This window comes from Klebsiella sp. G-Nf4, assembly GCF_002810615.1.
GTDB lineage: Bacteria > Pseudomonadota > Gammaproteobacteria > Enterobacterales > Enterobacteriaceae > Klebsiella > Klebsiella variicola.
Genome location: NZ_PION01000005.1, coordinates 184119 through 209400 on the forward strand (window position 1 = coordinate 184119; position 25282 = coordinate 209400).

The following is a 25282-nucleotide window of genomic DNA, read 5'->3' on the forward strand; positions in this document are numbered from 1 at the left end:
AAAAGAGGTAAACGGAAGGTAAAGAACGGCCCCGCGGCTAATTTATTTCCGAAATCCTCCCTCCCATGTGCGAATTCTGCTTGTCTGATGGAAGATGACAGGTAACATAGATATCCCCCCGCTGAAGGGGGAAACAGAATTTTTTATTGGACTACAAAGAGAGACTATTATGAGCGTTGTGCCTGTAGCCGACGTACTCCAGGGCCGCGTTGCCGTTGACAGCGAAGTCACGGTCCGCGGATGGGTGCGTACCCGCCGAGATTCTAAAGCTGGCTTTTCATTCCTCGCCGTCTATGACGGTTCCTGCTTTGATCCTGTACAGGCCGTTATTAATAATTCTCTGCCCAATTACAATCAGGAAGTGCTGCGTCTGACCACCGGTTGCTCGGTGATTGTCACCGGTAAAGTCGTGGCTTCCCAGGGTCAGGGTCAAAGCTTTGAGATCCAGGCGACCAGCGTGGAAGTGACCGGCTGGGTGGAAGACCCGGACACCTACCCGATGGCGGCCAAGCGCCACAGCATCGAGTATCTGCGTGAAGTGGCGCACCTGCGTCCGCGCACCAACCTGATTGGTGCGGTAGCTCGCGTGCGTCATACCCTGGCGCAGGCGCTGCACCGTTTCTTCGACGAACAGGGCTTCTTCTGGGTTTCCACCCCGCTGATCACCGCTTCCGATACCGAAGGCGCCGGCGAAATGTTCCGCGTGTCGACGCTGGATCTGGAAAACCTGCCGCGTAACGACCAGGGCAAAGTCGACTTCGATAAAGACTTCTTCGGTAAGGAGTCGTTCCTGACCGTATCCGGCCAGCTGAACGGCGAGACCTACGCCTGTGCGCTGTCGAAAATTTACACCTTCGGCCCGACCTTCCGTGCCGAAAACTCCAACACCAGCCGTCACCTGGCGGAGTTCTGGATGCTGGAGCCGGAAGTCGCCTTCGCCAACCTGAATGATGTTGCAGGTCTGGCAGAAGCGATGCTCAAGTACGTCTTCAAGGCAGTACTGGAAGAGCGTGCGGATGATATGCAGTTCTTCGCCGAGCGCGTAGACAAAGACGCTATCGACCGTCTGCAGCGTTTCGTCTCCGCTGACTTTGCCCAGGTGGATTACACCGATGCCGTCACTATTCTGGAAAACTGCGGCAAGCAGTTTGAGAACCCGGTTTACTGGGGCGTGGATCTCTCCTCCGAGCACGAACGTTATCTGGCCGAAGAGCACTTCAAAGCACCGGTCGTGGTGAAAAACTACCCGAAAGACATTAAGGCGTTCTACATGCGCCTTAACGAAGACGGTAAAACCGTCGCGGCAATGGATGTCCTGGCGCCGGGCATCGGTGAGATCATCGGTGGTTCCCAGCGTGAAGAACGTCTCGACGTGCTGGACGCACGTATGGCAGAGATGGGGCTCAACAAAGAAGACTACTGGTGGTATCGCGACCTGCGCCGCTACGGCACCGTGCCACACTCCGGCTTTGGTCTGGGCTTCGAACGTCTGATTGCCTACGTAACCGGCGTGCAGAACGTCCGCGATGTCATTCCGTTCCCGCGAACCCCGCGCAACGCGACATTCTAAATTTTTCGGTTATAAACCTCAGAGGCCAGCGCAAGCTGGCCTTTTTTTATGTCAATTACTGTTAGCAAAATTCAACAAACTTAAACATCAAGGCCTGGAAATCACATTTATGTTACGCACTGTTTCGGTGCATGCCAGTGACGCAGATCGCACTTTATGTTCATAAGAACGCAAAACCACTGATAAATCTGCTCATTTTTTAACCACTCGCCGCACGTCTTGCAAAGACAGGAGCTGAATAAAAAGAAGGCGAATTCAACACACAAAATGAACGAATTACCGCTTATCCAAATTAATCATAAATAATTCATATAGATAGATAAGCAATGGCGTTTTGCCTTATCAGGTGGAACGGAATTTTGATTAAGTTCACAAAGTTCCCTAAAATACACATTTAGTTACATGATTTTTCGTTTTGTTACTCATATGAGATATTAGTAGCATTTTCCGGCTAGCGAAACGTTGTCGCGGATGGAAAGATGCCTTCAGACACCAAACTCTCATCAATGGTTCTGTAAGTTTTTATTGACAGAACTTATTGACGGCAGTGGCACGTGTTCATATAAAAAATATTAATGAGGGTAATAAATAATGATGAAGCGCAATATTCTGGCAGTGGTGATCCCTGCCCTGCTGGTAGCCGGTGCAGCCAACGCTGCAGAAATCTATAACAAAAACGGCAACAAACTGGACTTCTACGGGAAAATGGTCGGCGAGCACGTCTGGACCACCAATGGTAACACCAGCAGCGACGATACCACCTATGCCCGTATCGGCCTGAAAGGCGAAACTCAGATCAACGATCAGCTGACCGGTTACGGCCAGTGGGAATACAACATGGATGCGTCCAACGTTGAAGGTTCCCAGCCGACGAAAACCCGTCTGGCGTTCGCGGGTCTGAAAGCGGGCGAATACGGTTCATTCGACTACGGCCGTAACTACGGCGCGATCTACGATGTCGAAGCAGCAACCGATATGCTGGTTGAATGGGGCGGCGACGGCTGGAACTACACCGACAACTACATGACCGGCCGTACCAACGGCGTGGCAACCTACCGTAACTCTGACTTCTTCGGTCTGGTTGACGGCCTGAGCTTCGCGCTGCAGTACCAGGGTAAAAACGACCACGACCGTGCGGTTCGCAAGCAGAATGGCGACGGCTTCAGCACCGCGGCCACCTACGCGTTCGACAACGGTATCGCGCTGTCTGCAGGCTACTCCGGCTCCAACCGTAGCGTCGATCAGAAAGCTGACGGCAATGGCGACAAAGCCGAAGCCTGGGCAACCTCTGCAAAATATGACGCCAACAACGTCTACGCGGCAGTCATGTACTCCCAGACCTACAACATGACTCCGGAAGAAGATAACCACTTCGCGGGCAAAACTCAGAACTTTGAAGCTGTCGTACAGTATCAGTTCGACTTCGGCCTGCGTCCGTCCATCGGCTACGTGCAGACCAAAGGTAAAGACCTGCAGTCGCGTGCTGGCTTCTCCGGCGGCGATGCGGATCTGGTTAAATACATCGAAGTGGGTACCTGGTACTACTTCAACAAGAACATGAACGTTTATGCTGCGTATAAATTCAACCAGCTGAGCGACAACGATTACACCAAAGCGGCTGGCGTAGCGACCGACGACCAGGCGGCCGTGGGTATCGTTTACCAGTTCTAATCTGCAGTACACCCCTTCGTGATATGCCTTCAAAGCAGGACTTCGGTCCTGCTTTTCTGTATTCGTGAGGCAAAGATCGTATCTTTCGAAAACCTTCTCGCTTTTTGTCGCAAACGGTTGGCAATTCGTTATTCTCCCGTTAACCTGATAGCGGATTTCCCTTCAGTAATCACAATGGAACCTCGTCATGTTTGAGAACATTACCGCCGCCCCAGCCGACCCGATTTTAGGTCTGGCCGATCTGTTTCGTGCCGATGACCGCCCTGAAAAAATTAACCTCGGAATTGGTGTTTACAAGGATGAAACCGGTAAAACACCCGTTCTGACCAGCGTCAAAAAAGCTGAGCAGTACCTGCTGGAAAATGAAACGACTAAAAACTATCTGGGCATCGATGGTATTCCTGAATTTGGTCGCTGCACCCAGGAGCTGCTGTTCGGTAAAGGCAATGCGATTATCGCTGATAAACGCGCCCGTACTGCGCAGACCCCAGGCGGTACTGGCGCTCTGCGTGTCGCGGCTGACTTCCTCGCCAAAAACACCGACGTAAAACGCGTTTGGGTGAGCAACCCAAGCTGGCCGAACCATAAAAGCGTGTTTAACTCTGCCGGCCTGGAAGTGCGCGAATATACCTACTACGACGCCGCTAACCATGCGCTGGACTTTGATGGTTTGCTGGCCAGCCTGAACGAAGCGCAGGCAGGCGACGTGGTGCTGTTCCACGGCTGCTGCCACAACCCGACCGGTATCGATCCGACGCTCGACCAGTGGCAGCAGCTGGCGCAGCTGTCAGTGGAAAAAGGCTGGCTCCCGCTGTTTGATTTCGCCTACCAGGGCTTCGCCCGCGGTCTGGAAGAAGATGCTGAAGGGCTGCGCGCCTTTGCTGCGCTGCACAAAGAGTTGCTGGTCGCCAGCTCCTACTCGAAAAACTTTGGCCTGTACAACGAGCGCGTCGGCGCCTGCACGCTGGTCGCCGCCGATCAGGAGACCGTGGACCGCGCGTTCAGTCAGATGAAATCGGTGATCCGCGCCAACTACTCCAACCCGCCTGCGCATGGCGCCTCTGTGGTCGCCACTATTCTGAGCAACGATGCGCTGCGAGCGATCTGGGAGCAGGAGCTGACCGATATGCGCCAGCGCATCCAGCGTATGCGCCTGCTGTTCGTCAACACCCTGCAGGAGAAAGGCGCGAGTCGCGACTTCAGCTTTATCAGCAAGCAGAACGGCATGTTCTCGTTCAGCGGGCTGAGCAAAGAGCAGGTGCTGCGTCTGCGCGAAGAGTTCGCCATTTATGCGGTTGCTTCCGGACGTATCAACGTGGCCGGGATGACGCCCGACAATATGGCGCCGCTGTGCGAAGCCATCGTCGCGGTACTGTAAGCGACAGAGTGCGCTAAGCGAGATAAAAGAAAAAGGCCGCGAATGCGGCCTTTTTTATGTGTTCGCGTCATGTCTGTCACCAGACCGGCATCTCATCCTGCAGGAACGGGTTGTTACGGCGTTCCTCACCCAGCGTCGACAGTGGACCATGGCCGGGAATAAAGGTCACGTCATCGCCCAGCGGCAACAGCTTATCTTTAATGGCCGCAATCAGCTGTCCATGGTCGCCGCGTGGAAAATCGCTGCGCCCCACCCCGCCTTTAAAAATCACGTCCCCGGAAATGAGCAATCGGGAGGCGTCATCAAAGAAGACCACGTGACCCGGCGTATGGCCCGGACAGTGGAACACCTGCAGCGCCACATTCCCTACATTGACCACATCGCCTTCATTGAGCCAGCGATCCGGACGCAGCGGCTGGCAATCCTCCAGGCCGAACATCCGGCTTTGCGCCGGTAATCCTTCCAGCCAGAACTCATCTTCTTTTTCCGGACCAATAACCGGTACGCCATAATGCTGCGCCAGTTCCGCAGCGGCGCCGACGTGATCGAGATGGCCATGCGTCAGCAGGATCTGCATCAGCGTGACGCCCGCCTCCGCCACCACCGCTTTGATACGTTCAGCATCGCCGCCAGGATCGACCAGCGCTGCCAGCCGGGTTTGTTCGCACCAGATAAGAGAACAGTTCTGCGCGAACGCGGTAACCGGAATAATACGATAGTTCATGACGCTCCTTTCGTTACCAGTGCCTTACCGGACCGGTATCAATATGCACAAAGTTACTACGTGGGTAATATCCTACACCACCTGCGCGCATAGATAACGCCGCTTTGCGTATATTGCTTAACGAAATGCCTTCAATATGGAAATCCATTGCCTGCCCCTTGGTGTGATAGCTGTGTTTCGCTACACCACGGCTTCGTGCGCGAAGCTCATCGTTGGTATCGAGGGAACGATAACCAGAAATAAGCTGGACAGGTTTGTTGGTGCCAAGCAATCCCTGCAACCGATAAAGATGATCGAACAGACTTGGATCGATGGACTTAATTTTATTCGCGCGGTAATCACGGAAAAAATGATTAAGTCTTGCTAATTCATCCTGAATATAGCCTCTGCCATCGAAAAACTCCGCCTTGAGCGATTCACCGGTATGCAGGTTATTCAGCGTCAAAATACGCGGACGGGGGGTCGAGAGGGTGGCAAATGCCGGCGCAGGGAGAATGGCGGCAGCACCCAGCGCAGCACCACCCAACGCCAGCAATCTGCGGCGATTAGCGTCAAATTTGTCCATGATAATCAGGTCTACAGTCAATGAATCGTTATATACTTTTTCCGCATCGCACGAGGCTAACCGCCAGCTCGCCATCGCTCGCCACAACCGTGATACAGCCCGGCAAAGGAGAGCGTTCGCGCTGGCCGCGCTACGCATTGAGCGGAATTATATGTATATGCACTTCTGGCGCACGAAAGGCACCTTACCGGGCATTATTGCCAACGTCAAGGCAGCCTCACCCCAGGAAAATCGGGCGCTGCAGAGGAGCAGCGCCCTTTTTTACCCAGTGCTAGGACAACAAAATCCATTGAACTACTTCATTTACCTGATTAATTGTTCAGCTTTCGTCAGAATTTGTGCACTGGATCGCGCGGTAAGATCATAATTGTAAATATCTGTTCGATATTGTGTACGTCCATCAGCGTCCACAAAAGCCGTTAAGTAATATAAATTCACCGGTATATTTTGCCGAATATTGACATAGCGCGTATCCCCTTGCTTCAGGGCATCGGAAATACGCGTGTCGTTCCAGCCCGCATCCTGCAGCAGCATATTGGCCAGCTCCGAGGCCTTATTGACGCGTACGCAGCCGGAGCTGAGCGCACGAACATCTTTCTGGAACAGATTATGGTTTGGCGTATCGTGCAGATAGATAGCATCCGAACTCGGCATATTAAACTTGTAGCGGCCCAGTGAGTTACGCGCCCCCGGCGCCTGCTGAAAACGGAACGGTAAATTATTCTCGGTGATGGTCGACCAGTCGACCCGGTAAGGATCAATCGACTCTTTACTGTTCCAGCCGCGCATCATGGTGTAGCCATGTTGTTCCAGATAGCCTGGGTTATTCCGCACCTTCGGCAGGATATCTTTGCGCGCCAGCGTCGGCGGCACATTCCACGGCGGATTGACCACCACGTTATTCAACGCGCTGCTCATCATCGGCGTTTTGCGGTCCGGACGCCCCACGATCACCCGCGAGGCCAGCACCTGGCTGCCATCCTGGTAATAGACCAGCGAGAAAGCGGGAATATTCACCATAATGCCGGTCGAGAGTTTGCCCGGCAGCAGGCGTAAACGCTGAATATTCAGGGCCAGCACCCCCGCACGCTGCGCGGAGGAGACGTTGAGCCAGTCGCGGGTGGACTGGCCAATGACGCCATCCGCCCCCAGCCCCTGCATGGCCTGGAAGCGCTTCACGCCCTCCACCAGCTGGCGATCGTACACGCCGCGGGCCGCAGCCGATTTGCTCTTTTTCTTCGCCGACGGGCTGACCACATCGCCGGGCAGAACGATATCGGCCGTATTTTCCAGCATCCCGGTACGCTGGAGGATCTCACGCAGGGCACCGATATCATTGCTCCATTCACCGGGGCGCAGCGAGCCGCTGCCGGTTAGCTGCGGCCACGGGCGAGAATCAGCCACCAGCGCCAGCAGCGACTGGTGCATGGTTTCATACTGTGGATGATGCGGTGCCAGGCCGGCGATAAACGCCGGCAGGGAACCATTGTCCAGCGCCAGCTGCCACTGGTTAATTACCGACAGCGGTGGGGTCGCCATTTTGTACGGTGTCGAACCGTACAACCAGCGAGTGCCCTGGGTGGGGATACCACTGATAAAATGCAGGTAGCCCATCATGGCATCCGACAACACCACATCGCGCGCCATGCCGCTGACAGCGGGATCGGTCAGCAGGCTGACCCAGGTGGTAAACTGCGGCTGAAAACCGGCGATGGCGATTTCCGCCAGCTGCTGCTGGAACGCCTGCACCGCCTCGCGGTTTTCCCACATCGGTTTCATATCCCTGGCGGCGTACAGCGATACCAGCGGATTCATAAAGACAGGTTTGTACCCTGCCGGCAACAGCGCTTCGATCTGGGCGCGACTGTTCGCCGCGGCCTCCATCGACAACGGCTGCTCACCGGCTAGCTTCGCGACCGCCGGCGATTGCCCATCGCTTTGCGTCAGCGCGACGGAAAGCTCTCCAGGTGTAGCGGAGCTATCACCGGGTACGACTTCAGGCTCTGCGGCCTGGACATTGAACAGCGGAGCAAATGCCAGTGCCAGGCTCAGGCTGAGCGCTGACAATGGACGACCATACCGTTTCTTTAGCAACATCCCTTGCCCCCTGTTGTCACACATTGCCGCCCACAAATTGGTGGGCTTTATCACAGTATATAAAGACGAAAAGGCTTTTGCCTTACCTAATGTAAAGAAGCTTAAAGATTATACCACCCTGGCATACCGGGCTGGATAGCAAAAAGGGCAACTTAACGTTGCCCTTTTCACCGCTTACGCACCAGGATTTAGCCGCAGCCTCAGGAGGCGTCGGCAGTCCCCGGCAGGGCTTCCGGCACCGGCGCGGCAAAACCGCGCAACCCGACCACGTGCACATGTTCATGATTATTGAACACTTTACGCACCAGTTTATAGGTGGTGCCTTTTTCCGGACTGATGTTCTCTGGCGCCGCGATAATCAGCTGCATCTCCAGACGTTCGCACAGTTCGAACAGTGTGGCGATGGAGCGGGCATCGAGACGCGCCGCTTCATCGAGGAACAGCAGACGACATGGCGAGATGTCCTTGCCGCGCAGACGACGGGATTCATCTTCCCAGCTCTGCACCACCATCACCAGAATCGACATCCCGGTACCGATCGCTTCCCCGGTTGACAGCGCGCCGGACTCCGCGCGCAGCCAGCCGTCGGAGCCACGGTTAACTTCCACTTCCATCTCCAGATAGTTGCGGTAGTCGAGCAGCTCCTCGCCGATGGTTTGCGGCGTACGTTGCCCCATATCAATCTGCGGATTCAGGCGCTGATACAGTTTCGCCAGCGCTTCCGAGAAGGTCAGGCGATTACTGTTAAACAGATCCTGATGCTGCTCATGCTGTTCGGAGAGTACATCAAGCAGCGTCGAGTGGGTTTCGCGCACGTTGACGTTCAGACGCACGCTGTTAACCTGGCCGAACGAGACGCTCTGCAGCCCCTGGTTGAGCATCCGGATACGGTTCTGCTCACGCTGAATGGTTTTGCGAATAATGTTCGCCACGCTGCGGGAACTGATCGCCAGCTTCTGTTCGCGGTTGGTCAGCTCTTCGGTCAGACGACTGAGCTCGATCTCCATCTGCTCGATCGCTTCCACCGGGTCATCGGTACGAATAATATCCTGACGGATACGCTCGCGCAGATGCTGATAGACGGCGACGAAAAACTGGATTTTGCGCTCCGGACGTTTCGGATCTTCCGAAATACGCAGCACGTCACGCAGGTGCTCGTTATCGGAAACCGCCAGACGCAGCGCGCCCAGCGCCTTATCCGACATCGAACGCAGTTCGTCGGCAGAGAGATAAGCCAGCTCGCGGCGGTGCAGACGACGTTCCACGCCGTTGTCTTTCACCAGACGCATCACCGCACACCAGCCCGCCTTGGCGCTGACGACCTGCTCACGCATTTCGCAGTAATCACGCTCCAGCTTGCGCAGTTTACGGGTCAGGTTGTCCATTTCCGCTTCGCAGAAGGTCAACGCTTTCTCCAGCTGATTGCGGCGGGAGCGGTTGTTGCTCAGCTGCATGTGCAGCTCGTCACGACGCGCACGCGCACGCTCTTCCGCCCCGGCGTCGGCGCGCACGCCGATATCCTGCAGCTCTTTATACAGATCGTTGAGCAGCTCTTTTTTGGTGTCATACGAGCTCTTCAACGACGCCAGCACCTGGTTGTACTGGTTCAACTGCGCAACATGGCTTCGCATCGCTTCGCGCGCGCGGCTACGCTCGGACTCCGCGTGTTGCAGACGCTGGCGCAGCTTCTCGTTGAGATCGCTGTTGCCACTGAGCATCTCCGCCGAATCGGAGTAGCTGAAGTGGGCCCGGCGCTGCACGACTTCCGCCAGCGCGAAGGCCTGCTGACGCGCATCGCGCTGGGTTTGCTGCGCATAGGCGTAATCTTCTTTCAGCTGCTCAAACTGCTCCGGATCGCTCTGCAACACCGAGACGATCGGCTCCAGCTTCGCCAGCTGATTGCCATGCTGCTGAATAAAGCGCGCCGCCTCCTGCGCTTCATCCAGACGTTCCTGGATCTCGTCCACACGGTCGGCCAGCGTATCATCCGCCAGCAGGTTCAGGCGCGGCAGCAGGCGGTTGAGCGCAGAAACGCCCTCTTTCGCCTGCTCATACTGCACGCGGTTCTGTTGGTTATCGCTCTCATGGGCGTTCAGCGCACGCTCCAGCTCGCCGCGGCGGCTGTTCAGTTTGCGGATCTCTTCTTCCGGATCGTCCTCGAAAGCGACCGCCAGATGGCTGCCAATGAAGCGGCTGAAAGCCTGGTGCAGACGCTGGGTTTTCTGCACGTCGAACGACAGGGTTGCGAAACGCTCGGAGAGGCTCTCACGCTCAGCATGCAGCGTTTCGATGCGGTTTTCGCGCGCCGCGCGACCAAACAGCGGCAGCGTTGGGAAACGTGAATAACGCCACTGGCGGTCGGCAATCTTCACCACCACCGCTTTTTCCAGCTCGTCGACGCTAAATACGCTGTCGTCGAAGGACTGCGGATCGCCTTCGATCAGATACAGATCTTCCGGACAATCTTCCAACCCTTCGAGCTGCTCCGCCACCTGCGACAGATCCGGCACCACGATCGCATGGCGCGACGGGCCATACAGCGCGGAGAAGTACGGCGCATCTTCGAGGCTAACGTCGTCATAAATTTCCGACAACAGGACGCCGCCAAAGCGCTCCGCCAGCGCGTTCAGACGCGGGTCTTCAGAGCCGCCCGGCTGACTGAGACGCTCGATTTCTTCGTCGATGGCCCGCTTGCGGGCGCCGACCTCGTCACGTTCAACGATAGCCTCACGCTCACGCTCCAGCAGCTGCTGCAGGTACTCGGTGACCTCCTGGCCGGACTCAAACTGTTCGCCGCTCTGCTCGCACAGCTGGTTGAGGCTGTTCTGCGCCGCCAGCCAGATCGGCGCCCGACGCATCAGCGTCTGGGTGCGCGACTGCAATTGCTCCAGCTCCTGACGCAGGGTCATGCGCTGTTCCTGAGCGTCAGAGACGCTGTCGGCCAGCGACGCGATGCGCGCTTCCAGCTCCTGATGCAGCGTTTCCAGATCGTCGATATCGTAGCGTTTGCCCTGGCGTTTGCAGAACTCAGCCAGCTGACGCTCGGCGTCCTGCTGCTCGCGCAGACGCTGCTCCAGCTCGTTGAGACGGCTGCGCAGCCCCTGCGCCTGCTCGGCCTGATGGCGCTGGTTAACGCCGTCGCGCAGCAATTCGCGCGCCACGTCCCAGGCTTCATTACGCGCCAGCGGGCCGTTAATCGCCGCCACCAGTTGGTACGCCTGTTCGAACTGGCTGTGCGCGGTTTGCGCCACGCTCATTTTCTGTTCCAGCGACAGCATTTTCTCCGTCGCTTCCTGCTCTTTCGCCTGGAAGGTTTCCAGCCACTCGTCGGCGCTCTCTGGCGTCAGATCCGGCAGATGGCACAGCGCCTTCGCGCGCTCCAGCGCCTGCAGCGCCTGGTTATACTGAATGGCACGGGTCTGCTGGACGTCGAGCGCCTGCTGATAGTCGGCGAGCTGGTTTTTCAGCTCATCCACTTCCAGCTCGGCGGCTTCGGCGCGGGCTTCGTTCTCTTCCTGCTGGTCGGCGGCTTCCGCCACCACTTCATTCTGCTCTTCCAGACGGATCTGCAGCTCGTCGAGATCCGCTTCGTAGCGCTCAATTTTTTCCTGCTGACGCAGAGCGGTCTGCACCAGGTTCAGGTGATCGCTGGCGGCCTGGTAATCGGCTTCCAGATCGCCTTCCGCGCCGTTGTGCTCCTGCAGCTCACGCGCCATCTCGACGTGCTTATACTGCTCGGCCGCCAGTTGCGAACGCGAGGTAAAGAGATCGCGACGATACTCCAGCGCCTTATCCAGGTGAATGCGCCGCTCGTTGGCGTGACGCATATAGTCCGCCGCCACGTAGTTGGTGGCTTCGCTGATCAGGTGTTTAAACAGATCGCGGTCGGACTGGGTAACGCGAATGGCTTCCAGCGTCATGCGGTTTTCCCGCAGCGCCGCTTCCATATCCTGGAACGCTTTACGCACGCCACTGTTTTCCGGCAGCAGGTAATCGCGCAGCGAGCGGGTAATGGTGCTGGAGATCCCGCCGTACAGCGAGGCCTCAATCAGGCGGTAGTATTTGCTACGATCGGAGGCGGAACGCAGACGACGCGCCACCACGCCCAGATCGAACATCAACGAGTGATATTCGGTGATCGAGTTGAACTGCTTGAACTGAACCCCTTCCATCGCCTCGAGCTTGTCTTTCAGCTCATTGAGGCTTACCACGCGCGCCTGACGATCGTTGAGCGTCTCGGTCAACAGCTGGGTCGGTTGGATCGAGGTGGGCAGCCCCTGGATGGCAAATGGCTTAATATCGACTTTACGGTCGCGCCCGGCGACCTGCTGCAGACGTACGCCAACCACCACGCGCTGGTGGCGCGAGTTGATCACGTCGAGCACCGAGTAACAGACGCCGGCGCGCAGTTTACCGTGCAGGCCTTTATCGCGCGAACCGCTGGTGGCGCCCGCTTCGGTGGTGTTACGGAAGTGCAACAGGGTTAAATCCGGGATCAGCGCCGTGACGAAAGCCGCCATGGTCGTGGACTTACCCGCGCCGTTCCCCCCGGAGAGGGTGGTCACCAGTTCATCAAGATCAAAGGTCCGGGCAAAGAAACCGTTCCAGTTAACCAGCGTTAGCGAGCGAAACTTACCGCGTTCAATCATTACTCTTCCTCCCCGCTATCCGGCTGGTTTTCTTCATTCTCATCATTGAGCTGCAGGTGATTTTCCAGAGCCATCGCTTCCCCGTCGCGGATCAGGCGGCGCTGCGCCTCGCGCGGGTCGTCGCCGGCGCGCACATCGGCGCCAAAGCGGAATACCGATTCGGTAATGCGAAACTTGCTGCTGTCATGGCCCATAAACCACACCATCCCCAGGCGGCGCAGGCGGTTAAGCGACGCGCGCATTTTTTCCTGCAGCTTCTGGCGGTCCAGATCCGAACCGGTGGAACGGTTGTTCACCAGCTTCAGCAGCTTGGCTTCATCCGCCAGGGTCAGCAGTTCGTCATAGAGTTCCTGCTGGGTGAAAATCCCTTCGTTTGCCAGGCGCTCCGGGCTGAGGTAGAGATAGCAAAGAATTTTGCCCACCATCATATCCAGCTCCGACAGCACCGAGCGCGAAATCAGCGTGGTGGACCGCGGGCGCAGGTAGAAGAACCCTTCCGGCGCGCGGATCAACTCGACGTTATAGCGAGCGTAAAACTCTTCCAGATAATCCTGGAAATCCATCAAAAATGCGTGATTATCCAGCTCGTCGAGACCGATATGACGGCCCGCGCGCAGGGCGCTGTCCAGCGCCGGAAATAACGGATTGGCCAACGCCTGCGCCAGCTTAACCGGCATCACTTGTTCAATATTTGTCAATGACATGCGCCTGTACCTTGGCTCCGTAATCATTAATCGGCTGCCATTTTGCCGGCAGTCCGGTGAAATCTGCCTGGGCGACGCCCAGCTGTACCGCCTGATCCACGACGATCCGCGCCACGTCGAAGTGACGCCCGCGCGGATACTGCGCCAGGAACTCCCGCGCCACCAGGCCGAGGTCCAGCGGTATTCCCTTCTCTTTATAGACCGCCAGTTGCGCTTCAATTAGCGCCGCCAGCTGCTCGCGAATTTCGTTAAACTCTTCAAATTCGAGATCCGCCGGCAGTTCGCCGGTGACCTCTTCATCGCGCAGCGCCATCTCTTCATCGCGCATATCCAGCAGACGGTCGGCGTTGGCGTAAGTCAGCGCCCACGGCTCATCAAAATAGGTCTGTACCGACTGGCGCAGACGCTGGGCGAAGACGCGGTTCTTATCCATATCGATAGCGGTACGGATAAACTTGTGCACGTGGCGGTCGTAGCCGATCCACAGGTCAATCGCCTGTTGACCCCAGCTGACGATGCGATCGAGCTTGCTTTGCAGGTCGAATACCAGCCGGTCGACAAAATGCAAATCGTCGCGCGCCATGGTCGAATCCTGGATGCGCAGCAGATTCGCCTGCAGTTTATCCCCCGCCGCATCCAGCGTATCCTGCAGTTCACGCAGCGTGCCAGAGGTTTCCGACAGCAGCAGTTCACAGCTGGAAATCGCCGCGCGCCAGTCTTTATTTAACAGCTGCGCGATATCGTCTTTCACCAGCTGCTGCTGCTCATCCATAATGCGCTGCGTCAGGTCGATGCTGTCGAAAATTTCCGCCACGGAATATTTCAGCGGAGCGAAAACGTTGCGATGCCAGTGGAACTCATCCCCGCCCTCTTCTGCGGCATCCGCCGCGCGCTTCAGCTCGCCGGCGACGATCGACAGTTGCATCGAGAGACGCAGCGTCGAGAATTCACGCTGACGGATATAGTAATCGGTGATCCCGATCCCCAACGGCGTCAGGCGATAGATCGCATTGCCTTCGGTAATTTCGCTGGTAAAGCGGTTCAGCAGACGCTGGCGCACCAAATCGTTGATCGCATTATTGGCGCGCTGGCTGATGGTTTCGCTGGTCTGCTCAAACGCATCACTGACGTGGCGGAACGCATCCACCAGTTCTCCCTCGCTCATTTCCCCTTCCAGCCGTTCGCCGTTCAGCGTGGCGACCGCCAGCAGAAAAGAGAGTCTGTCGACCGGCAGCGAGATAGAAAAATCATTTTTCCTGGCCCAGGCAACCAGTTCGGGGACTGTCTGGGAAAATTCACTCATACTTTATCCTTGCATCTGCGGCTATGAGCCTGGCTCTTAAGCGCGGTGACATGAATATAACGGCCCAGGCTGAGATACGGCTCCTGACGACAGTAGCGCGTTTCCAGCTCCAGCAGTGCCGCATAGCTGTCATGCTGTTGGCGTTTTTCACGCAGATAATCATGAAACACCCGCACGCCGGTTTTGCTGACAATCTGCCAGCCAATCTCTTCCAGCCAGTGATAAACCTGCTGCGGCTCACGCGGATAATCCGGCGACAGCGTGCGTTTTTTCTTTTTTGGCATGCCCAATTGTACGTAATCGAAATTACCGGCCACCATATTGTGCATCAGCAGGCCGTTAGCATTGTAGAACATCAACGACAGCCCACCGCCAGGACGCAGCGTCGACCACAGCGTACGCAGCACCTCCTGGGGCTCCGCCACCCACTCCAGTACCGCATGAAACAGTACCAGATCGACCGGGCTTTCCAAATGCTGCGCAATATCCTGAGCCGCGCATTGTACAAAATGCATGTTGTCGATCACACCTTTATCGACGGCCGCCTGGCGGGCGCGCGCCACCATTTCAGCAGAGAGATCGCACAGCGTCACGTGATGGCCCAGTTGCGCCACTTTGATGGCCGTTTGCCCTTCGCCGCCGCCGGCATCCAGCACCCTCAGCGGTCCCGGCCCCAGCTGCGCCAGCAGCGGTTCCAGATCCTGCCAAAGGATCGCCTGGCGCAGCTGACCTTTTGTGGTGCCGTAAATATTGCGCGAAAACTTTTCAGCAATGTCATCGAAATTGCGATCCTGCACGGGCGACTCCACAAGCCAACACAAAACCGCTATTTTGTCATACCCACGCCGAGAATGAAGCGATCTGTTATAAGATCCGAACATAACTTTGGTTATATGGTTAAAAAAGGAACCATCTGGCATGCTTTTCACGCTAAAAAAGATCGTCGGCGGTCTGCTGTTGCCGCTTCCCGCCCTGCTGTTGCTGATCGGGATCGGGATCGCGCTGTTATGGTTCAGCCGCTTTCAACGTACCGGAAAGCTATGCGTGAGCCTCGGCTGGTTGCTGCTGGCGCTGCTGAGCCTGCAGCCCGTGGCCGACAGCCTGTTGAAACCGATTGAAGATAGCTACCCCACCTGGCGCGGCGAGCAGCCGGTGAGCTACGTGGTGGTGTTGGGCGGCGGCTATACCTGGAATCCAGAGTGGGCACCAAGCTCTAATCTTATCAATAACAGCCTGCCGCGCCTGACGGAGGGTATCCGCCTTTGGCATGAGCATCCCGGGTCGAAAATGATCTTCACCGGCGCGGCGGCAAAAACGAATCCCGTCAGCACGGCAGAAGCTGGGGCGAGAGTGGCCGAGAGCCTCGGCGTACCGCGCAGCGATATCATTGTGCTCGATCGACCGAAAGATACGGAAGAGGAAGCGCAGGCGGTGAAGCACGCCATCGGCGATGCCCCCTTCCTGCTGGTCACTTCGGCGTCACACCTGCCACGGGCGATGATTTTCTTTCGTCATGCCGGTCTGGATCCCCTGCCCGCGCCAGCAAATCAGTTAGCGGTGACCTCGCCGCTTAATCCGTGGGAGCGAGCCATCCCCTCCCCGGTATGGCTGATGCACAGCGACCGGGTCGGCTATGAAACCCTCGGTCGCGTCTGGCAATGGCTGAAAGGTAGCTCAGGCGAGCCAGGGCAGGAGTGATTTTTTTGCGAGGTCGAAACGGGTGCGATCAAAGCGCCCGGTATTGACCAGGCTATCCACCTCATCCCACAGCAGATAGAGCCAGCGCCGCCAGACAAAGGCCTCTGAAACCGGCGCCTGCTGCAGGTAGCGCCACAGCAGCTGCTCGGCCTGACCGCCTTCTGCAAGGCGGAACAGTTCATACTCGCGTGGCGCCCATAGCATCATCCCCGGCCCCACCATCGCCAGCAGCTGATCGCTGCGTGGGTCTTTCAGCATACTGCGCAGGGTAAAATTGCCGTGTACCAGCACGGCATTGTCATTGAAATCGCGGAACAGCTCCGGAAGGCACTCGCGGGAGCGAAACAAAATGCGCTTATCCTGCATCGTGAGACCGGTATCCTGATACAGGTTCAGAGTGCTCCATAGCATCTCTACCCGCTGGCGGTACCAGTTCGACCACAGATTGTCCTGGGTATTGTCGACCATCCCTACGCAACCGCCGCTGTCCTGACGATGCCAGGCGAGCAGCGCCTCGACGATTTGCTCCTGCAGTTGCTCCCAGCGGGCCGGCGTACGCGTGGGGGCCTCCACCGGAACACCGCGCAGGCGCTCAAGCAGCAGCACATCCGGCCCAGGATGCTCTTCATGCGTCATCACGCCGTAAACCACCGGCATGCGCACTGTACCACTGCGCGCGAGAGTGGAGATCTTCCATGCCAGTTGCCGCGCCACACCGGGCGTGGTGAAACTGCGCGCCAGCAGCGGCATCGGGTTTCCCTGCGCATCATACAGGGACCACAGCGCCGTAGCGGCTTTTTCACTGATACACTCCACCCGGCTCAACTTTTCGCCAAGCAGGTGACTGAGTTCGGTTCGCAACTGTTCCATTGTCGATTACCCCTATGAACACTACTGGTTTCATAATGAGCGCCCGCACCAGGGTTGTCATCGAATAAGATCAAAAAGGGGCAAAAAAAGCGAAAAACCGGCGGGGATATCCCCCCCTGTAAGGAGGGGACAGGGGGTTAACGCAGCTCAGCGCGGACGCGCTCCAGATCTTCCGGGGTATCGACGCCGGTGCCTGGTACTTCTGCTGCTACGGCAACATGGATTTTCTCGCCATACCACAGGACCCGCAGCTGCTCGAGCATTTCAATCTGCTCCAGCGGGCTCGGCGCCCAGCTGACATAGCGGCGAATAAAGCCGGCGCGGTAGCCATAAATGCCGATATGACGCAGCAGGGAATCACCGATAGCGTCCCGGGAGTGGGCAAAGCGATCGCGATCCCACGGAATGGTGGCGCGTGAAAAATAGAGCGCATAGCCCTGGGCATCCATCACCACTTTGACCGCATTCGGATTAAACGCCTCTTCCGCGTCGTGGATCGGCACCGCCAGCGTCGCCATTCCGCAGGCGCTGGACGCCAGATTTTCGGCCACCTGGCGGACGATTGCCGGGGGGATCATCGGCTCATCGCCCTGAATATTGACGATGATAGTGTCATCGCTGAATGCGCACTTCTCCACCACTTCCGCCAGCCGTTCGGTGCCGGACTGGTGATCGGCGCGGGTCATGCACACTTCACCACCCGCCGCTTCAACGGCGCTGGCCACGTCCGGATGATCGGTGGCGACAATGATCCGATCCGCCCCGGACTCGCGCGCGCGCTCCAGCACATGAACAATCATCGGCTTGCCATTAATGTCCTGCAGTGGTTTTCCCGGCAGGCGCGTGGAGGCGAAACGCGCAGGAATAATAACCACGAAACTCATGAGTGACTCTCTTCTACTGCCAGCGGACGCGCCTCTGTCTCCAGCAGCACAGGGATACCATCGCGCAGCGGAAACGCCAGACTATCAAGTTTGCAAATAAGTTCTTGCTTATCCTGACTGTAATACAGCTTACCGTTACAGACCGGGCAGGCGATGATTTCAAGTAAACGGTGATCCATGTTTCCTCCTGATGGACCGGATAGATTTCTCAGCAGCATATCACAGGAAGGTCGGCGCCGGGATCAATCGGCGTCGATTTCCCACCCCTGCTCATGACCGACAAACAGCCCTTCCGGCAGGCGCCGGCACAAGATCCGTTCCGCCGATTGCCAGCGCGCGAAGTCATTAATCGCCCGGCGCAGCCCCTGCTCAAGGCCACGGGTGATCTTCACCCCCTCCTCCAGCCACAGGGAGAAGATCTCCAGCTCCTGGCTTTTGCGATGTATTTTACTGTCCATCCGCCCAACCAGCTTGCCCTGGTGCAGCAGGGGCAGTACGAAGTAGCCATACTGCCGCTTCGGTGCCGGGGTATAGCACTCCAGGCGATAGCTGAAGTTGAAGAGTTGCTCAGCGCGTTTCCGATCCCAGACCACTGGGTCAAAAGGAGAAAGCACGGCGCTATGGCTGGCGATCAGCTTACCGCCAGGCGCTGACTCAAGCTGCGCCAGCGCGTCGCGATGCAACCACATCTCGCCGAGTGCTTCCACGTTAACCGGCACCACCAGGCCCTCTTCCTGCCAGGCAGCCAGCAGACCCGGTAGCGACGGCTGGCGCAAGCGATAGTAATCAGCCAGCCACTGGGGGCGAAAGATACCGAGGCTGCGGGCGCTGTTGCGCAGCATAATGGCTTCAGCCGCGTCGCGGGAAAGCGCGTCACGTTCGTCGTCCCAGTCAGGCATCACCCGCTGGGTTAAATCATACACGCGGTGAAAATTGCGCCGTTCCACCACCATCACTTCGCCGGCGGTAAACAGCCCTTCCAGATGGCGTTTATGCGGTTTCCATTCCCACCAGCCGCTGGCGCCTTTGCGTGGGTGGGAAAAATCCGCCGAGCGGACCGGGCCATTTTGCCCGATGTGCGCCAGCAGCTCTGCAATACTCCCGGCATGCTCGTGCATCCACGCTCGATGATATTTCCAGCCCATATTGTCGGGATTCAACATGCGATGGCGCACCAGGGCGAAATCGCTGCGCGGCAGAAAGCAGGCTTCATGCGCCCAGTATTCTATCAGCTCGCCGCTGCGCAACGACTCATCCAGCCAGTGTTGCGGATAGCTGCCGAGGCGGCTGAACAGCACCAGGTAGGGACTACGGGCCACCACGTTGATGGTATCGATTTGCAGCAGCGACATCTGCTGGATGGTGGAAAGGATGTCATTCTGGCGAGCGCGACGCCGGGGCTTTTTTAACAACCCCTGCGCCGCGAGATGGAGGTGGCGCGCCTCGTTAAGCGAAAATTGCAATACCGACATGCAGGTTCTCCGTCAGGAATTCCAGCACAGCGGCGAGCAAAGCCGGCGCGATGGTTAACGTTGCGCCAACGTCGCCAGGTCCGCAAGCAACCGCTGTGCACGTTCATCGGCCATTATGGCGTCGACCGGTAAATACCACCAGTTCGCGGCGGCGAAATCGCGACATTTCACGGCATCTTTCTCGGTCATCAGCAGCGTCTGATCGGCGGTCGCCAGGGCGGCGACATCGGACTGGCTCAACGCCTGATGGTCCGCCAGTGCCACGGTTTTGACCGGCTGGATACCGCAGCTTTCGAGGGTGGCGAAAAAGCGCGGCGGATGGCCGATGCCGGCCATCGCCACCACGTTCGTGAAGGTGGAGACATCGCGACGTTCGCCGGTGAGCAGGTTAACCGCCCTTCCGGGACGCAGCTGCATCGGGATCTCCCCCGGACGCGCCACACCGCCGTTAACGATAACCGCGTCAACGCTTTGCAAGCGCGAGGCCCGCTCGCGCATCGGCCCGGCAGGCAACCACCAGCCGTTGCCAAAGCGACGCACACCGTCGATGACGACAATTTCTCTGTCCCGCGCGAGCTTATAGTGCTGCAACCCGTCGTCGGTCACGATAATCTGCAGATCGTGCGCGCTGAGCAGCGCTTTCACCGCGTCGCTGCGCAGCGGAGAAACCGCCACCGGCGCGCCAGTGCGCTGATGAATTAACACCGGCTCATCACCCGCCTGCGCCGTACTGGTCCGGTCAGTTAATACCAGCGGGTAGCGGTCGGCTTTACCGCCGTAGCCGCGAGAGACCACCCCCACGCGAATACCGCGCTGCTGCAGTTGCTCCACCAGCCAGATCACCACCGGGGTTTTACCATTGCCGCCGGCCGTGAGATTACCGACCACCACCACCGGCACCGGCGCGCGCCAGGCTTTTTGCCACCCCAGCTGATAGCTGAGGCGAATCACCGCGCTCACCAGGCCATACAGCCAGGAGAGCGGCAGCAGCAGGCGCCACAGCGGCGATTCCCCGGACCAGATGCGCGCGATCATTCGCCGAATTGCATCTTATGCAGCTGGGCGTACACGCCTTTATGCTCCAGCAGATCGTGGTGAGTTCCGCGCTCCACAATCCGCCCGTCTTCAACCACCACGATTTCATCAGCCTGTTCAATGGTCGACAGACGGTGGGCGATAACCAGCGAGGTGCGGTTCTTTTGCAGCTCATCCAGCGCCGCCTGAATGGCACGCTCGGACTCGGTATCCAGCGCCGAGGTAGCTTCATCAAGGATCAGAATCGGGCTGTTACGCAGCAGCGCACGGGCGATAGCAATACGCTGGCGCTGACCACCGGACAGCATTACGCCATTCTCGCCGATGATAGTATCCAGACCATTGTCCATCTTGTTGATGAAATCCATGGCGTAGGCCATTCGCGCGGCCTCTTCAATCTGCTCGCGGCTGTACTCTTCGGTACGCGCATAGGCAATGTTGTTGGCGACGGTATCGTTGAACAGATGCACGTTCTGTGACACCAGCGCCACCTGGTCGCGCAGCGAGCTCAGCTTGTACTCGCGCAGGTCGTGACCATCCAGCAGGATCTGGCCGTCGTCAACATCGTAGAAGCGGGTGATCAGGCTGGCGATGGTCGATTTACCCGACCCGGAGCGCCCCACCAGCGCGACCGTTTTCCCTTCCGGGATATCGAGATTGATATTGCGCAGCGCGGCCACTTCGCGCCCCGGATAGGTGAATGTGACGTTTTCAAACTTGAGATTGCCTTTCGCCCGCTCAATGACCCGCGTACCTTCGTCTTTCTCCTGCTCGGAATCGAGGATCGCAAACAGCGTCTGGCACGCGGCCATCCCACGCTGGAACTGGGCATTGACGTTGGTCAGCGACTTCAGCGGGCGCATCAGCGCAATCATCGAGGAGAAGACCACGGTAATGGTCCCGGCGGTCAGGGTGTCCATCACGCTCGGGAAGCTGGCGGCATACAGGACAAAGGCCAGCGCCAGCGATGCGATAAGCTGAATGATCGGGTCAGAGATAGACGAGGCTGACACCATCTTCATCCCCTGCAGGCGCATTTTATTGCTGACCTTATCAAAACGTTTGGTTTCCACTTCCTGGCCACCAAACATCAGCACCTCTTTGTGCCCTTTCAGCATCTGCTCAGCGCTGGTGGTGACCTGCCCCATTGTGTTCTGCATATTCTTACTGATATTGCGAAAACGCTTGGAGACCACGCGGATTGCTACCGACACAATCGGCGCCAGTACGATCAGGATAAGCGACAGCTGCCAGCTGTAATAGAACATCATCACGAACAGGCCGATAATCGATGCCCCTTCGCGGACAACGGTGATCAGCGCGCTGGAGGAAGATGAGGCGACCTGCTCAGAATCATAGGTAATGCGCGACAGCAGCGTCCCGGTAGACTGTTTGTCAAAGAAGGACACCGGCATGCCCATCATGTGGCCGAACAGGCGACGACGCATGGTCATCACGACTTTGCCGGAAACCCAGGAGATACAATAGCTCGAGATGTAGCTGGTGATCCCACGCAGCACCATCAGCCCGATAACCACCAGCGGCATCCATAGCAGCACTGAGCGATCCGTTTTACCAAAACCATCATCCAATAACGGTTTAAGAAGCGATAACATGAAGGTGTCACTGCCCGCGTTAAGCACTAACGCCACCGCCGCCACGATTAGCCCGGTTTTAAACGGCGCGATAATCGGCCAAAGTCGGCGGAAGGTCTGCCACGTGGAGAGATCTTTATCGTTCTGCATTCAATAAACCAGCTTGTGTTGAAATAGCCGCATATTCTACCCGTTATCGGCGGGCGCGCCAAACCACTGATGATACCAACGAGGTAAAACTTGATCCCGTAAGCTGTGGATTTGCCACCCTTCTGCGGAAAAAACCACCGTTATCTGTCCCTGCTGCGGCGTGGCTAACCAGCGATACCCCTGCTGGCGGTAGCGCTGAACCACCTTGTGCGAAGGCATCCGCCATGCATTGTAGCGCGAAGCAGAAGCCAGCGCGGCCGCGCCATCTACCCGGCGGACCAGCAGCTCGCTGGACGAGGTGTTGCTACCGTGGTGCGGAACCTGGATAAGTGTAGACGTCAGATGCTGCCAGTAACGGCTGATCATCGCCTGCTCTGCCTGACGTTCTATATCGCCGGTGAGCAGGATGCTGGAGCGACCATCATCCACCTTCACCACGCAGGAGTGATTATTACCCTTTGCCGTGCTGCCCGGCAGCGGCCACAGGGCCTGGAAATTGAGTCCCTGCCATTGCCAGCGCTCGCCGCGATGACACGGCAGATGACGCGCCCAGCGTAAAGGGCTGCGCACCCACGCCTGCGGCCATGCCTGCAGCACTGAATCAAGGCCGCCGCGATGATCGAGATGTTCGTGGCTTAGCACAATGCCCTGCAGCTGCAGATGATGCCAGCGCAGCCACGGGATAATCACCTGCTGACCGCTGTCGCCCTGCGGCCATGCAGGCCCGGTATCATACAGGAGCGCCTTGCCGTGACGCTCGATCACCATCGCCAGCCCCTGCCCGACATCCAGCATCGTCACCCGCCATTCGTCTGCGGGAATTTGCCTCCAGAAGGGCCGCATCAGCAAAAGCAGTACACTCAGACACAGGGCCGGGAAATGCCGCCAGCTCTGAAAACGCCAGCCCATCACCAGCAGCCACGGCAGGCTACTGAACCAGAGCCAGCGGGCGTCAAGAGGCAGCCAGCCGTCCGGTAAATGTCGTAATCCCCAGAACAGCAGCGCCAGCACGCGATCGGCCGCCAGCCAGAGCAGCGACTCCACCATCCCCGGACCCGTGAGATGCAGCAGCATCGCGCCGAGAATAAGCGGCACCGCCAGCAGGGTCACCAGGGGTACCGCCAGCAAATTGGCGGCCATGGACGTCAGGCTAACTCCATGGAAAAGCAGGAGCTGGAGCGGCGCCAGCAGCAGCGTCACGCCAGCCTGCAAATGAACGAGGGCGAACAGTGCTTTCCACGGCCAGCGCCAGCGGCCGACAGGAAGCGGTACCCACTGAAACCAGAAGATCAGCCCCGCCACGGCGAAGGCGGATAGCCACAAGCTTTGCGACAGCACCGCCAGCGGGTCGGCAACGAGTATCGCCCCCAGACAGCAGAGCCACACCTGCCACGCCGTCCAGCGCTGCCCCGACAAGCGTAAGGCGCAGCACACGCCCAACCCTACGCAAGTCCGCAGCGCCGGCGGCTGCATGCCGGTCAGCCAGCCGTAACCGACGGCGCCGGCCAGCCCGGCCAGCAGCGGCAACCGCCAGCCGATCCAGCGGCCCGGGAGAATATACTGCACGCCGCGCAGCAGGAGCACGATAAGGGAAGCTGCGAGGGCAATATGGAGACCGGAGATGGCCATCAGATGAGAGGTGCCCGTGTTCTGCATCAGGACTTTAATCGCCGTCGGCAGGGCCAGCCGCTCCCCCATCCCCAGTCCCAGCATCACCGGATGCCAGGGATAAGTCTGCAGCCGTCGGGTCAGCGACGCCAGATAGCGGGCGCGCAGGCTGCAGCGGGGATCCAGCGCGGAAGCCGCGACAATTCCCCCGCTCAGCGGCCGGTGCTGCGCCAGCGCATAACGCTGGCTGTCGAAGCCCCCATCATTGAGCTGCCCGTGCACCGGGCGCAGGCGCAGCGTCATCAGCCAGTGCTGACCCGCACAGGCGGGCGCAGGTGCAAGTTCACCGTACAGCGTCACGCCAACCGGGGGAAACAGGTAGCGACCCGCCAGCCGCACAATCTGACCACGGTGCTGAGCCTGGCCATCCGTCTCGCTGAGGATCACTTCCGCCTGCCGGGTGGCGCCGGAGAGGTGCTGCGCAGGCCACAGCGCCTGATGTCCGCTCAATACTCCCCAGACCATCAGCAGAAGCGTCATCGCCACACAAGCCATGGCTGTTCCATGCAGGCGGGTCAACAGCAACGCCATGAAGCACGCGCCTGCCAAAATACGCGGACCCGGCAAGGCGGGTAACCAGAGTAGCGGCAGCATACCGATGATGGCGCATCCGGCAAGCCATGGTAGACGCATAAACACCTCCCTGTGAGCAGGCAGTGTTACGCAAAGCAACGGGGGCGTCCTGCCGCCGAGTTCAGGCTTGCGCAGCGCGTTCCAGACATTCACATCTGTTGCAGTCAGGCACAGTTTTTTTGCGAAGGAGGAGGTAAATCGCGGGCACAAAAAAAGCACCCGAAGGTGCTTTTTTTATCGTCAGGCAGGTTGCACGTCGTGCAACTTACTCTTCATAAATATTGGCGCGGTCACGTAATTCTTTCCCGGGCTTAAAGTGCGGAACGTACTTACCTTCCAGTTCGACTTTATCACCAGTTTTCGGGTTACGTCCGGTGCGAGGTGCTCGATAGTGCAGAGAGAAGCTGCCGAAACCGCGGATTTCAATGCGCTCACCTTGAGCAAGCGTTGAGGCCATATGTTCCAGCATTTCTTTAACAGCATCTTCCACCGCTTTCGCCGGAATGTGAGATTGCTGGCTGGCAAGTCTTTCAATCAATTCTGACTTGGTCATTATTCCTCCGGTTTCCTTCAAGGCAAAAATTAGCTAACAGCTTAAACAAGGGCGGCCGTAGCCGCCCTTTGTGCTTGATTACAGGACGAATCCTGCAATCTGTCAAGTAAACTCGTCACTATT

At 57.9% G+C, this 25282-nt stretch carries 19 protein-coding genes; 4 read left to right on the forward strand and 15 right to left on the reverse strand.

Features of this window, described 5'->3' with window-relative positions:
- The first annotated feature begins 169 nt into the window (after positions 1-169).
- The 3 genes from asnS to CWM57_RS12695 all read left to right on the forward strand — a co-directional run bounded on the left by asnS (position 170) and on the right by CWM57_RS12695 (position 4619).
- Positions 170-1570: an asparagine--tRNA ligase gene (asnS, locus tag CWM57_RS12685; RefSeq protein ID WP_039103039.1), complete on the forward strand. Its 1401-nt coding sequence runs from the start codon at positions 170-172 to the stop codon at positions 1568-1570.
- A 591-nt stretch (positions 1571-2161) separates the two neighbouring features.
- The gene (gene ompK35 / locus CWM57_RS12690) at positions 2162-3241 is read left to right on the forward strand and encodes a porin OmpK35 (protein ID WP_077268408.1); all 1080 of its coding nucleotides are present in this window, start codon (positions 2162-2164) and stop codon (positions 3239-3241) included.
- A gap of 187 nt (positions 3242-3428) precedes the next feature.
- Complete coding sequence (locus CWM57_RS12695) at positions 3429-4619, forward strand: amino acid aminotransferase (protein WP_061155169.1); 1191 nt, start codon at positions 3429-3431, stop codon at positions 4617-4619.
- 76 nt (positions 4620-4695) lie between these two features.
- On the opposite strand, the gene CWM57_RS12700 is transcribed toward CWM57_RS12695, so the two are convergent.
- The 7 genes from CWM57_RS12700 to cmoM form a co-directional block, all read right to left on the reverse strand.
- Positions 4696-5343 (reverse strand): MBL fold metallo-hydrolase, encoded by a 648-nt coding sequence (locus tag CWM57_RS12700; RefSeq protein ID WP_061155170.1) that lies wholly within the window; start codon positions 5341-5343, stop codon positions 4696-4698.
- A 13-nt stretch (positions 5344-5356) separates the two neighbouring features.
- The gene (locus CWM57_RS12705; RefSeq protein WP_061156391.1) at positions 5357-5908 is read right to left on the reverse strand and encodes a YcbK family protein; all 552 of its coding nucleotides are present in this window, start codon (positions 5906-5908) and stop codon (positions 5357-5359) included.
- Positions 5909-6211: 303 nt separating this feature from the next.
- A complete protein-coding gene (gene ldtD, locus CWM57_RS12715; RefSeq protein ID WP_074386410.1) occupies positions 6212-8005 on the reverse strand; it encodes a L,D-transpeptidase in 1794 nt (597 codons plus the stop codon).
- A 200-nt stretch (positions 8006-8205) separates the two neighbouring features.
- The gene (gene mukB / locus CWM57_RS12720; protein ID WP_100631482.1) at positions 8206-12654 is read right to left on the reverse strand and encodes a chromosome partition protein MukB; all 4449 of its coding nucleotides are present in this window, start codon (positions 12652-12654) and stop codon (positions 8206-8208) included.
- Entirely contained in the window at positions 12654-13358 is a 705-nt protein-coding gene (mukE, locus tag CWM57_RS12725; RefSeq protein WP_074386412.1) for a chromosome partition protein MukE, read from the reverse strand. The genes mukB and mukE overlap by 1 nt, the downstream gene beginning before the upstream one ends.
- Positions 13339-14661, reverse strand: a complete 1323-nt coding sequence (mukF, locus tag CWM57_RS12730) for a chromosome partition protein MukF (protein WP_008805866.1) — start codon at positions 14659-14661, stop codon at positions 13339-13341. Before mukF ends, mukE begins: the two co-directional genes overlap by 20 nt.
- A complete protein-coding gene (gene cmoM / locus CWM57_RS12735; protein WP_016160569.1) occupies positions 14658-15458 on the reverse strand; it encodes a tRNA uridine 5-oxyacetic acid(34) methyltransferase CmoM in 801 nt (266 codons plus the stop codon). Before cmoM ends, mukF begins: the two co-directional genes overlap by 4 nt.
- Before the next feature lie 121 nt (positions 15459-15579).
- On the opposite strand from cmoM, the gene elyC reads away from it, so the two are divergent.
- Positions 15580-16359, forward strand: coding sequence for an envelope biogenesis factor ElyC (gene elyC, locus CWM57_RS12740; protein ID WP_100631480.1), 780 nt, complete (start codon positions 15580-15582; stop codon positions 16357-16359).
- Here elyC and CWM57_RS12745 read toward each other — a convergent pair.
- The 8 genes from CWM57_RS12745 to ihfB all read right to left on the reverse strand — a co-directional run bounded on the left by CWM57_RS12745 (position 16336) and on the right by ihfB (position 25159).
- Positions 16336-17229, reverse strand: coding sequence for a YcbJ family phosphotransferase (locus CWM57_RS12745; RefSeq protein WP_100631479.1), 894 nt, complete (start codon positions 17227-17229; stop codon positions 16336-16338). The two genes, elyC and CWM57_RS12745, sit on opposite strands and share 24 nt — an antisense overlap.
- A gap of 137 nt (positions 17230-17366) precedes the next feature.
- Complete coding sequence (gene kdsB, locus CWM57_RS12750) at positions 17367-18113, reverse strand: 3-deoxy-manno-octulosonate cytidylyltransferase (RefSeq protein WP_100631478.1); 747 nt, start codon at positions 18111-18113, stop codon at positions 17367-17369.
- The gene (ycaR, locus tag CWM57_RS12755) at positions 18110-18292 is read right to left on the reverse strand and encodes a protein YcaR (RefSeq protein WP_004201390.1); all 183 of its coding nucleotides are present in this window, start codon (positions 18290-18292) and stop codon (positions 18110-18112) included. Before ycaR ends, kdsB begins: the two co-directional genes overlap by 4 nt.
- Positions 18293-18355: 63 nt before the next feature.
- Positions 18356-19585 (reverse strand): winged helix-turn-helix domain-containing protein, encoded by a 1230-nt coding sequence (locus CWM57_RS12760; RefSeq protein WP_100676004.1) that lies wholly within the window; start codon positions 19583-19585, stop codon positions 18356-18358.
- A gap of 54 nt (positions 19586-19639) precedes the next feature.
- Complete coding sequence (lpxK, locus tag CWM57_RS12765; protein WP_100676005.1) at positions 19640-20620, reverse strand: tetraacyldisaccharide 4'-kinase; 981 nt, start codon at positions 20618-20620, stop codon at positions 19640-19642.
- The gene (msbA, locus tag CWM57_RS12770; RefSeq protein ID WP_061155178.1) at positions 20617-22365 is read right to left on the reverse strand and encodes a lipid A ABC transporter ATP-binding protein/permease MsbA; all 1749 of its coding nucleotides are present in this window, start codon (positions 22363-22365) and stop codon (positions 20617-20619) included. Before msbA ends, lpxK begins: the two co-directional genes overlap by 4 nt.
- A gap of 36 nt (positions 22366-22401) precedes the next feature.
- Complete coding sequence (locus CWM57_RS12775; protein ID WP_100676006.1) at positions 22402-24666, reverse strand: ComEC family protein; 2265 nt, start codon at positions 24664-24666, stop codon at positions 22402-22404.
- A 205-nt stretch (positions 24667-24871) separates the two neighbouring features.
- Positions 24872-25159, reverse strand: a complete 288-nt coding sequence (gene ihfB, locus CWM57_RS12780) for an integration host factor subunit beta (RefSeq protein WP_004100704.1) — start codon at positions 25157-25159, stop codon at positions 24872-24874.
- Positions 25160-25282 lie beyond the last annotated feature (123 nt).